Origin of the sequence: Psychrobacter sp. P11G3, from assembly GCF_001435845.1 — a bacterium.
Classification (GTDB): Bacteria; Pseudomonadota; Gammaproteobacteria; order Pseudomonadales; family Moraxellaceae; genus Psychrobacter.
This window is the reverse complement of record NZ_CM003596.1, coordinates 149,758-162,370: the sequence shown is the minus strand read 5'-3', so window position 1 is coordinate 162,370 and position 12,613 is coordinate 149,758. Positions and strand designations below refer to the sequence as shown.

Genomic DNA, 12,613 nt, shown 5'->3' with positions numbered 1-12,613 from the left:
TATATTAAAAAGATGAAAGGAATATAGATAAGCGTTAGAAACAATAACGTATTAAAATTACTATAGCTCAATAAACTCAACGATGTTCTTAATCCATTTATTGTAATTATAATTTTGCAATACATGGTTGCTAGCATAGCGCATCATTTCTATCTGCTGTGTAGTATAACCTCTAGATAATTGTGCAAATAATTCACCTGCTTGCTCTTTACTATCAATGACTTCACACATACCTTCAAAGCGAGTACTGACCGACAAACTAGGATTGGTCACTGCTAGTCGTCCACAAGCCATAATCTCAATCAAACGACGGGAAAACATACTTGGAGAGTCAGTCACAGTGTTCACATTGAGACAGTGTGAGTACTGTCTGAATAGTTCACCTGTTTTATCATAAGGTACAGCAGATTTTAAAGTCATATTAGGTAAGTTAGGATAACGATAAACGTCAGACTTACGATCAGAATTGCGATCAACAATAGTTAGCCCATAGGGAGAAGCTGCAGTAAATGCCATATCCTGCCACTGTTGCCGTAAGTTATGTATATGGTGACTATAGCTACCAACAAATAAGCTCTGGTTATAACGAGGGGGCAAGGAAGTTGGATGATGAAACTTAGGCTGGACTGCAAAAGGCAGAATCCCTACTTTTACGCTCTTACCTAATATAGAACGATATCGCTGAACACAGTTTTCATCAACAGTCAGAATATATTTGAATAAACTGGCAGAATCGATAAAACGGTTAAAGTGAGCACCATCTTCTTTATTCCAGAAAACTGCTGGAATATTGTACTTATCTGCCATCTCTAAGAGTTTACGTAGTTCAACATTACTGCGCTCAGAGTAATCAGGGTAGTTAGCTATTTTATAACGCCATTTGTCTTTGTGACCGCACCAAGCTGACTCGACTAAGATAAAGTCCGGCTTTGAACATCTGAATAACCAAAAACAACTACTCAATGATAAATATTGAACATAAGCATCTTCTTTACTTAGAGATATGGCAGTAAGCTCATCGCTAATTAAAGCCACTTTAACATTTGCTGAGAAAAAATTTCTAATTCTTAACATACCACCCCTATAAACAAAGAATTATCATTCATTTTAAGCACTAGTAAAACCAGCAGAGACCTCTTATATTGGAAAATAATAAAGTTTTACTTGAAAAAATATTGAACATTTTGGAAGAATACTGAAACTGTAAGGAAATAATTCATATAAAATATTATTATTTTAGTAAACAAGAAATAATTTTCAAAGCAATCTTTATTGATCAGCATTTAAAAAAATTCTCAAAATATAATCTTATTATAGATACCAACAATCAAGATGTAATAATTCTATTCGTAGCTTCAAAAATATTGTTATTTACTAAATCTATAATAGTATCTTTTATTATACCTTTCTCAAGCAATTTCTTTATGACCAAATGAGTACCGCCCTTAACAGGTAAAAATTTAGCCTGGGGGTAACCAGACAGTATATGTTTTTTTATGAAATTCACATCCCCACTGACAAGAGGATCATATATAATATAAACAGGATTAATGGATTTTATAGTATCCTTAATAGAAATATGTTTATATTCAATATGTCTATATCGAATATTGGAATTTGTTATTAAAGATAATTTGGGTGCACCAGCAATTATTGTAGCATTGACTACACCACCGTAATATATACTACTGTAGCCTCCCAAGCTAGTTCCATAAGTAAAAACTTTCTTCTGAGATACTTTTGGACCTACAATATCTTTGAAATTTTGTAAACTTAATTCTTGATAAGGATTTCTATTATGTTTGCGTACGCTAATTAAGTTCCAGCCTTGCGATAGAATAAATCCACCTCCAAATGGATCAGAAGATTTATCCGTATGAGCCGAATTAAACGTTATAAATGTCGTATCAGAATCCTGATTATATTCTGAAATTTTAAAAAACTCAGTTTCATGAAGTACTTCCTCGTTTATAATACTAGAGTTACCATTAGTATCGATTTTGAAAAAGAATTTCCTAACTATTTTCTCATCTTCTTTAGTTTTTTCGGATCTTGGGCGAAAAAATAATATTAGAGAATAAGTAATTTTCGGTTCTAAAGGTATATTTAGAATAGAAATATCATTAAAAGAGTACCACTTAGAATCTAATTTCTTATCACCCATTAATACATAAAATGCAAAATCTACTTCACTATTCTTATAAACTTCTACAGAAAGGCTTTTTCCATTATAAAATATGCTATTAATATCACAGTTCATACAATACCTCAGACAGCCTTACAAAAAAAACTTGCTTTTTTTATTAAAAAAATGTCCCTATCGATTTTAACTTCGTTCATTTACGTGAAATCAAATAGGGTTCTTTTTATATTTTGATTATCTTAATATTTTATATTTTCATTAAAAATAAAATTATTGTAAAAGCTCAAAGTTTTACTGATATCAAACTTGTTAAAACAATATTCTCTTTGTGATTGTATCTGACCTTTACTAAACTCACTATGATTATTAATATGGCGTGCCGCAGATACAGAAGAAGTAAAAATCTTATTTAGCGCATAAACATCTTTCGCTCCTGGCCAGTCAAATACAGCTGCTTGACTACCAGAACTCATTGCTTCTGCCACAGCAGTATGGCATCCCTCTATATCACTAGTCGATAAAATCCAACCAATCTTTCTAAACCATACAGCAACATCATTACCATAATCGTCAAACACTACGGCACCCCTTAATAACTGGGAACTCTCGATTCTATTTAGTTGCTTAGAGTAATAAGCTCGCTCTTCTTCTTTGTTCCAGATAAATGGTACTTCCCAAGGCATCTTTGATTTGATATACAAAACATACCTTTTATCTACTTTCCTTAGCTCCTCTAATATATCTAAACTTCTATCCAACCTCTTTAGACTTGGAATACAACCTAGCAGCCCTAAGTTGTATTCATAACCAGAGACTTTGCTGCGATCAAAGTGATGAGTATCAGCAAACTGGGGCATAACTGTTATCATATCTTCATGCCAATGATAGTTTTTTATGCAAAAGTTCTTAATATAGTCACTGACTACTATAAAGCTATCAACGTTTTCTGCTCTAATTTCATATGGTCGCTCGGTAGTAATCTCAAAGCGATGTAATCTAACTAGTAACTTTTGATGTTCCTTTTTATTTTGACTATAGAATACTGCTGGGCCAACTGCCCATTCACACAAAATAATATCTGCCCAATCCAATAACTGTTCAGAAACTTTCTGATTATGTTGCGAAGTGGTTTTCCAGTTATCACATCTAATCTCAATTTGCTTATTATTTTTTAGCTCTAATAGAACTTGGTTTAAAAACTTATTATCATGAGACGCTATCAGTACTCTCTTTTTCTCTAAAAAAACTGACGAGCTTGTAGTGACTACACTCTTCTCGTAGAATTTTTTAAGTTGTCGGTCATATATGTTTTTGAATGTATATTTATCGACTCGAGTCTGAACGTTGCTAAGTACTCTTCTATAGTTATCTTCTGTCAAAGAGAAGTTCATAATTGTAGAAGAAAGCTCAGAAAACGAATTTGCAAATAAAGGATAGTTTTCTCCAACGATTCCGATATTAACGTTATTTTTATTAATAATCGGTAAAGTGCCTGCCGCTATGCTCTCTAGGAGTTTGGTAGATATCTCATTGTCAGAGTCAAAATGCTTATTTCTAATAGAGATTAAAAATGTTGATTCTGATACTTTTTGTATCGTCTGTTCTCTGTTTAATACTTTAATCCACTCTATATCACTATTCTCAATCTTATTTTCGACTCGATTTCTAAACTGTTTATCTGACTTCACTGTATTGAATTTAGAACCCACTAAGGAAACATCAAACCCTAATGTGCCTACCAACGGTGCATTATCTATATAGTCCTCTATTAGATAATTAGTATCTAGCTTGCCTGCATAGATGACAGATTTGCACTCTATTTTGCGAATGACTTTATTAATGTCGATATCATACGTTTTTGGGATCATAGGGTTTAGAACAATTACTTTACCTACCAGTAAAGGGAATAATTGCTCTGCATAATCACGCATCTGTTCAGTCTGAACTATCAATCTATTAATAGCGAAACGAATGGTTGATAGTACAGATAAGTCATAATCGTCATTGAATATGTTCAGCTTTGCAAAATAAGCATCTACTTTATTAATCAAATCATAAGATTTTTCTTTTATAGTATATCTATGAAGCTCTTCTAAAAATCTAGGGGCACGCATAATGATATGATCAAGCATTTCTTGTTGATCAATCGCTGTCAATAAGGTAATTAACTCTTCAGGAGATATCGCATTTTCGTTGCTTATCTCACTATAGCTTTGCTGCCAAGGGTTTATAACACTTACTGTACTATCAAGACCATCCGTTATACTAGATAATATTGGTTTGTCTCTTAATATTAGAAAGACATTATGGTCCTCTGAGGCAAACACATTACAGATAGACTGTAACCAGATGGACGAACCATCGATTCCGTTGGTCGATATATCACCAAAAACTGCAATATTACTCATATAGTTGTACCTAGAACTGAAAATTCGATGCTGTGGCTTAATTACCTACTGCTACCTGTTGTTAGATAAAATACTTATGCTAACAACAAGCCTTAAGCTACAAAACTGGTGCTTTGGATCACATCAAAGAAATTGAGATCTTTTAGTTTGGATAGTAAAGGAAATAAAGTAATGTCTTCATTCTCTATTAAGACTTTGACAATAGAGGGCTGGCTTTTAATACTGAGCACAACGCTTCTAAGTAAAAATATTGAATCATGAGTACCGAAAGCAAACCAAAGAGTGTTATCTTTTAAAGCTTGCAAGTCAAATACTAGAAAATCAATATTTGATTTAGCAATGACTTCTTTATAGTTATCAGGGGACAGTAATATATCTGCACGTTCATCACTTATGCCAATATCTGTAGAAAATACGCCTACTACTTTTCTATATTTAATCTTAGGGACAAAGTAGTGTTGAATACTGTCTTGAATATCATTTGAATTTATATTGAGTACCGTATTGGTGTTACTCTCAATCACTGAACCACCCATTCTGGTGACATCGACAGCGATATGGTTTGGTTTTTTATCAGCTTTCTTTATTGCTTCTAATATTTTTTTAGAAGCAGGTACTAGGGTTTTGAAATTCTTTTCTAGTAGATTATCCTTTACATTTATTAATGACTTACCTAATCTATAGCTATGAGATTTTTTAAGTGATTCATTTTCTCTTTCTAAGTTATAAATGTATTTTTTTAGATCTTGCTCATCTTTTATTGTCCTCATGCATACCTCTTCCAGAATTAGATCTATATATCAATTTAATATTATAAAGTAACAGATAATTGAGATTTAACAAATCTATGATATAAATAATTAAAGCTTACCTTATAATGTTATTTAATCTGCTTTATAAGCAACTTTAATCGTTTCTCTAAAGCATAATACTTCATGTCGAAACCATACATTTGTGACCAATCCTTACGGATATCTTTTTCTACTTGTCCTATAGTATTATCCATATATACTTCAATATATTCAGACAATTTTGTCGATAGCTCAGGCAATGCAGGGTAACGACTGTCTGAGTAAGTATTACCCTATAACCCTATCATCTTGACTATTTATATGCTTACCATATCTTATATTCAGACTGTATAGGTGATGACTCAATAGTATATTCATTCTTAGTAGAAGCTAGAGCTAAATCACTTCCAAAACTTATACATGATTTATTATGTTATTATTAGCTTCAAAAACTTCTATAGTATCTAATAAAACACTTTCATCAGCCCACTTCATAAGACTAATACTAGTCAAATTAACACCTTCTGGTAAATACAATGAAAATGTTCCATTTATATTACTACCAGCAGTATTGAAATACCTGTAATAACCTACTTTAGATTTAGTTAAACCTGCTAAGTTAGCCTCATTTTCACTTAGGCTCTTTGATAGTTCGAAAACTGCTAAAGCTTGTCTACGAGAAATACCATCTAAATTACTTAAAGAGTATTTGACAACCAGATGACCATCTATATTTTTTTCAGATGATATGCTTAAAGGAATTTTTTCAACAGCTTTTCTGTTGTCTAATAGAATATTTTTACGCGTTGATTTTAAAAATAAATTCGTAGGTATCATATATTCTTTTAATATTGGAAACTTAGCTAAAATTGAGGATTTTGGATAGTTATGTTCATCTAAATCTCTATTTATTTTAGTTTTTATCTCAGATTTATTAGCTGTACTAAATGTATCCTGCATATGATGGCGTAGCCAGAAAAATGTTGGAGAAGTTGAATCAATTACAGTAGGACATTTTTCATCAGTTCTCATATGGCTACCTTTATTGGGTATATAAATATTACCATTACTTTCTCTATTACAAATTCTAGCTTGTCCAATATTTATGAATGGAAACCTTAACTCTCGAACATTAGATACTTCACCATCATAATAGCCAGAGAAACCTTTTGATAAACATATATTAAAACCTATAAATTCTTTATTCACATAATCTTTTATCTTTTGTAAGTAATCAATTGAAATTAAATCATCATCGTCTAATCCAAAATAAGCAAAGACTTCTCCTTTGTCTACGTCCTCATTAAGTATACTTTTAATGTCGAAATCTATGTAATCATCAATTTCAACCCCTCTAAGGAATGAATACTTGTTTATAGATTCTATTATATTCCTCTTATATTTTTCTGGCAGCTGTTTTGAGTACAATATATAGTGATTGTATGAACATCCCTGCTTATCCATACTCTGTAATGAAGGAAGACTTATTTTAAAAAATATTTCTGTTTTTAAATCTAACCTTTTTTCTTCGAACAGATCATCAACGTAGTCTTTATAATCCTTATTATGAATTACATACTTGTTAGAAAGTCCTTGTAATACACTGAAAAAAGTGACCCCTACTATCTTTTTATTTTTATTCATTTTATTATCCTCTATAGTTATTTATATAATCTGTTACTTGATAGCACATAACATACTATAAGATTAGATGCTTATTACATCTATCCACTTTGAAACAATGCTGGTGGAAGAGTGTTTTTCTGAAATACAATGAATAGTAGAATCTGCTTGAAGTTCAGATAAGACAACATTTTTAGCTTCTTTTATTGAGAATATTACGTTTTCTTTACCCCAAATTTCTGCAGCACCTTCCCAGTTCCAAATAATAGGTACAGCACCTGTCAGTATGCCTTCACCTATCGCCATATGGAACGACTCAAAATCAGATGGAGAGAGAATAAAGCCTACCATAGTAAACCACTCATTCACATCGTCGCCTGGTGGGTCAAATATTACTTTATGTCTCAGCTTAGAATTACTATTAATACGTTTGAAAACTTGCTGATAATAATCCAATTCGTCTTTACGCTGTAGTAACCAATTGTAGTCAAGCGGGTTTTTGCCTTTCACTCGCAAACAATATCTACTATCTTTTTCAAGTAATGTCTCTAATAAATCAAGCGCACGATCTAAACGCTTACTCTGAGGAGCTACTCCTATCATTCCTAACGTATAACGCGCTTCACCAGTTTTTTTCTTAGGAGTAAACTTATTGATATCTAAATAATTTGGTATTACTGATGTCTTGTCTGTAGGAAAACCCTCAAATACATCTAACGCTTGCTTACGAATATGCTCACTAACAAATCCAATATGATCAATGGCATCCCAGTTCGCTTCTCCCATATAAGGTACACGTGCTTCTTGTGCATGAAAACGACCTATAAGGCGCTGATGTGGCATTTTATTATTAGAGTACCATTTCAGATTTCCCAAACACCATTCACAGAATATGATATCTACTTGCTCTAATAACTTACGACTTTGTGCTTCATCATGCTTATCATGCCCTTGCCACTGATCAATGAAAAACTCAAAGTTTCCAGTAGCTTCTAGCTTACTTTGTAATAAAGTAAAAAACTTGAGGTCATGCCCTGCTACTAGTATGCGTGTCTTCTTTGCAGGTTTAAATACATCAGGTGCTTGTGCTAACCAGTACTGTATGTCATTCACACGTGTGGAGAAAGTATGACGCTTCGCCAGTTGTTGTAAAGTATTCGCTGCCTGCTGAGTAATATCAGGATTTTTTAATGCTCGAATCAGCTGACGAGAAAACTCCTCAGCACTATTAGCGAATAACGGATAGTCTACCCCTAATAGCTGCTCATGCAACGCATTGCGATTAAGAATAGCCGCACAGCCTGCGCCACCATACTCTAGGATTTTAGTAGAATACTCTACAGTATCGTTCATACTTTCTGAGCGCCAAGACAGTCCTATTCTTGCCTGTTGAAGCTCTTGCTGTACTGTCTCTCGAGATTGGGCACCAAGCCAAAGCAACCCTTCTGTATCCTCTAAAGCATTCCGCATATCTTGTTGATAATTAGATTGATTTGGTTCATTGTGAATTTTATCTCCGATCATTATAAGTTCGCTAAAATCAACCTTATGATGAACTGCAGACCAGGCATTGACCATTTCCATGGTCATCCAGTCTGCCTTAAATTTTCCAGCATATATGGCACGTATAGGACGTTCAATTATCAAAGACAAATCATCAGGGATATCTGGTATAACTGGAGTATATAGACTGAACTTGTCTTCCATGAGACTAGGGACTAATGCTTGCCATAGAGTTTTGAAACCTTCTGTTTGACATAATATCTTTTGGCAACCTTGACCGATATTCTGCATAGTGCAACGCAATTCATCATCATAATCTGATATGCTCTGCGGTATATCGGTTAAATACATCCAACACTTAGAGAGTATCTCAGGAAAATTTAGCAGCTGAGTAGCAATTTCCAGACCTCGGACAATAATAACATCGTAGGTATTGATATGATTTAGGGCAACTGCAAGATCAGCCATCATAGGTAAAGACAGGCGTTTGTAGCTCTTACCTTGCCAATACTGATGTTTAGAACCATCAATAATATTAATATGTTTTTCAGTTTTCAGTGGTGCAAACAACTCATCACGTTCTGGTGTACTTTTTGCGATGAAATCCACTTGTGCTTTAGTAGTGGCCGCAGTTGCTAAAGCGATGGTCTGTGCCCAAATAGAAGATCCATCAATATAGTTGAGATCAGGATTGGCACATATTAATACTCTTTTTAACATTACTCTATTCCTCTCAACTGATGATACTCTAAGCTCGTATTTTCCTTGAACTCTTCGCTATCGGCTAAATATAGCTTAGTGACTGTGATAGTATCGTCAGCGTGAAGATCAATATAAATGCTAATGAACTCATCTTTTTTCCAAAGTGAGCCACTTAATAGTGCTGGGGCACCATAACCAAATATGTCCTCTCCAAGTGCTTTAGCCCAACCTTTGGCATTGGGCTCATAAATACTAGCGTTGATAAGATCACGGAGGTAGTGCTCTCCATAGTAGTTATGTGGTGTTATCCAACCTGCGATAGAATAACTATCTTGGTTATTGATAGTCCAGGCTTTGCTTGCATCTGGATTTATGAGAATAATATTTTCAGCCAGCTTTTCTTCTATCATGATTTCGCTTTGTGCATATTCAATAATCAAGAAAAATTTCTGGTAACTTTGATTTTTGGCGAATTCTTTGAGTAGATTCATCTCTATTAGATTATTAGCTTTGGCGAAGAGTACAGTATTAGGATCTACTTCTATGTGACTTTCTAAATTCATATCTGAAAAAATACTATTAAGACGGTGAGCATAGGTATGTTTTGAAAACACTTCACGAATACCTGCTAAGCTTCTTCTACGCCACTCCACATCATCAGTCATTAAAGTTTGAATAGCCACATCAGCTTCTTCTTGGCTATTTACTAGCCAGACAGCATCTGAGTCAAATAAAGCTTCAATACCTTTAGCATATGTACTTACTATCGGCGTACCACTCGCCATGAGCTCAAAAACACGACGCGAAAACATAGTTGGTGAGTCAGTAACTGAATTGACGTTTAAGAATATTCGATAGCGGTTATACTCCTCACAAAGCTCCTTGTAGGGTAAGCTACCTTTAATACCTGCTTGATACTCTTCTGGAAATGGAAACGTCCCATTATCGTAATTACGGTCATATATATCTAATCCATAGTTATGAGCTGCCTTTAGTAGCCAACTCATAGCTTGACCTCTTTCAGCGTGACGGTTGCCATACCAGCTACCAGCAAAGCATGCACGTGGTTTTCGACCTGATAATACTGCTGGTTTATGAAGAGCAGGCTGTGCTGCAAAAGGTAGAGGATGTACGTTGACATTACCAGTTTTTGCAGTATAAGAAGTCTTCATATTAGCATCAGTCGTATAAATATGATCTACTAATTTCGCACTACACATAAATTTTTCATGATGAACAGGGTCTTCTTTGTTCCAGAACAATGTAGGTATGCCTTTATCGCGAGCATACTGGCAAATATGATCAATTTCATGACCTGGTTTATTAGCATATTTCCCAACACGGTATTGCCAACTACCATAGTTACCCTGCCATGCACTTTCAATGAAGAATAGTACTGGCTTATATTTTTCTGCTAACGCAAACCAATTATCCGGTCGAGGTTGAATCAGGTTCACATCTTGCTCAAAACAACCAGTAGTGAACTCATCCATAATACCAATGATACAAGGCTTATCATTTATTGGAATTTCAGGCCAGCCAAGCATACTAATCTCTGCAGCTTGAATACTTGGTGTTAAAAATTTAGTAGCTTGAGAATTATTCGATTTTGTCTCAATACTAAGGTTTTTAACAAAGATCTGTTGTTCTGCTACAATATTGAAAGCACTGAGACCAAGGTGAATTTGACTCACTCCATCAGGTACAATAAAGGTATGCAGCTCTATTATATTGTCATTAGTAGAGGGTAGATATTTAAAATAGGCTTTTAAAGCTTCAGACTTTGCCATCTTTCCACATGCCACATCAACTTTCTGACCATACTCATCGTAGCTATTAATCAATAAAACTGCTTTGCGATCAATAATCTCTTTCATATTTGAATACTGAGAAGCTACTTTTATCACTAATAACTGTCCAGCTTTTACTGGTAGTTCATACCAAAGAGGACTTTCTTGAGTTAGCTGAATAGCATCTCTATGTATGAGCATCCCCAATTGCGATTTTTTAATGTCAGTGACTTCTTGAGAGAGTCGCGCTTCATTCGATTTTTCGATACTAGAATGTGGCTTTGTCTCTTTTTTAATTACACTTAAATCATTATAGGTATCATTTTGATAGTCTTGAACTTTCGGCTCAATATTAAAACTTTCAACAAAGACTTGTTGTCCTGTTTCTATATTAAAAGCCTTGAGACCAAGGCGAATTTGACTCACTCCATCAGGTACAACAAAGGTATGTAGTTCTTTTATATGATTATGAGTAGATGGTATATATTTAAAATAAGCTTTCAACGCTTCTGATCTGACCATCCGTCCACATGCTACGTCAACTTCTTTGCCAGCTTCGTCATAGCTATTGATCAGTAACACTGCTTTACGACTAATAATATCTTTCATATTTAAGTATTGAGAAGCTACTTTTATCACTAATAACTGTCCAGCTTTTACTGGTAGTTCATACCAGAGAGGACTTTCTTGAGTTAGCTCTATAGCACCTCCATGTATAAGCATTCCAAATTCAACTTGTTCAATAGCACTATTTTTTTTAGAGTCTTGCTCGTTATTTGATTTTTTATCATTATTTGATTTATTAGCCATACTTTGTGCTTTATCGATACGAGTGATCAAAGGTGCTACAGACGTCTGTATTTTTTCTTCTTTATTACTCAGTTCTTGAAAACTATCACTTTGATATACTGCAGTTTTTGGCTTGACACTAAGGCTAGTAACTAATACTTGTTGCTCTTCAACCGTATTGAAAGCACTTAGACCAAGTTGAATGTAACTAACCCCATCAGGTACTACAAAGCTATGTAGCTCTTGGACGTTATTGTTAGTTGAAGGAATATACTTAAAATAGACACGTAGGTTTTCAGATTTAACCATTTTGCCACATGGAATATCTATTTCTTTACCGCGCTCATCATAACTAGTAATCGTTAGAACTGCTTTGCGATCAATAATACCTTTCATATTTAGGTACCGAGAAGCTACTTTTATGACTAATAACTGTCCAGACTTTACTATTAACTCATAACAAATAATATTCTTTTCAAACGGCTCGAGTTCAAGGGCACCTTCATGTACAAGCATTCCAAATTTTGATCTCTGGATACTCTTGGAATGTTGAGAGTATTCCCCATTACTTTGATTATCTACCTTTAGCTTAGCATCTTCTTTATTAGTCAAAATATCATGAGGATGCTTCTCACTGTGAGTAGCTTTTAGAGAGTGATTTTCTATTTTGACATTATGATTAAATACACCCAATTTATTAGCATCAATATTATGTTTAATAGTTAATAGATTAGTCCAGCTGGTTTTAGCATAACTCTTAAATAATTTTTTTAACTTTTTCATAATATATACATGCCTGAAGATAAATATAATTTCAAAACTGACATCATTTAATTATTCAAATAATAATTAAGTAATGCCAGC

7 protein-coding genes are annotated in these 12,613 nt (G+C 33.9%); all 7 read right to left on the bottom strand.

The annotated features are described in order from the left end of the window. Window positions 1-60: 60 nt before the first annotated feature. The 7 genes from AK824_RS00660 to AK824_RS00630 all read right to left on the bottom strand — a co-directional run bounded on the left by AK824_RS00660 (window position 61) and on the right by AK824_RS00630 (window position 12,532). The gene (locus AK824_RS00660; RefSeq protein WP_057757901.1) at window positions 61-1,074 is read right to left on the bottom strand and encodes a CgeB family protein; all 1,014 of its coding nucleotides are present in this window, start codon (window positions 1,072-1,074) and stop codon (window positions 61-63) included. 253 nt (window positions 1,075-1,327) lie between these two features. Continuing rightward, on the bottom strand, window positions 1,328-2,260 hold the full coding sequence (locus AK824_RS00655; RefSeq protein WP_057757898.1) for a hypothetical protein: 933 nt from the start codon (window positions 2,258-2,260) through the stop codon (window positions 1,328-1,330). A gap of 122 nt (window positions 2,261-2,382) precedes the next feature. Further along, complete coding sequence (locus tag AK824_RS00650; RefSeq protein ID WP_057757895.1) at window positions 2,383-4,551, bottom strand: glycosyltransferase family protein; 2,169 nt, start codon at window positions 4,549-4,551, stop codon at window positions 2,383-2,385. A gap of 92 nt (window positions 4,552-4,643) precedes the next feature. Then, window positions 4,644-5,321, bottom strand: coding sequence for a hypothetical protein (locus AK824_RS00645; RefSeq protein WP_057757891.1), 678 nt, complete (start codon window positions 5,319-5,321; stop codon window positions 4,644-4,646). A gap of 435 nt (window positions 5,322-5,756) precedes the next feature. Further along, a complete protein-coding gene (locus tag AK824_RS00640; RefSeq protein WP_057757889.1) occupies window positions 5,757-6,986 on the bottom strand; it encodes a glycosyltransferase in 1,230 nt (409 codons plus the stop codon). A gap of 63 nt (window positions 6,987-7,049) precedes the next feature. Then, complete coding sequence (locus AK824_RS00635) at window positions 7,050-9,188, bottom strand: glycosyltransferase family protein (RefSeq protein WP_057757886.1); 2,139 nt, start codon at window positions 9,186-9,188, stop codon at window positions 7,050-7,052. After that, a complete protein-coding gene (locus tag AK824_RS00630; RefSeq protein WP_057757883.1) occupies window positions 9,188-12,532 on the bottom strand; it encodes a CgeB family protein in 3,345 nt (1,114 codons plus the stop codon). Before AK824_RS00630 ends, AK824_RS00635 begins: the two co-directional genes overlap by 1 nt. Window positions 12,533-12,613 lie beyond the last annotated feature (81 nt).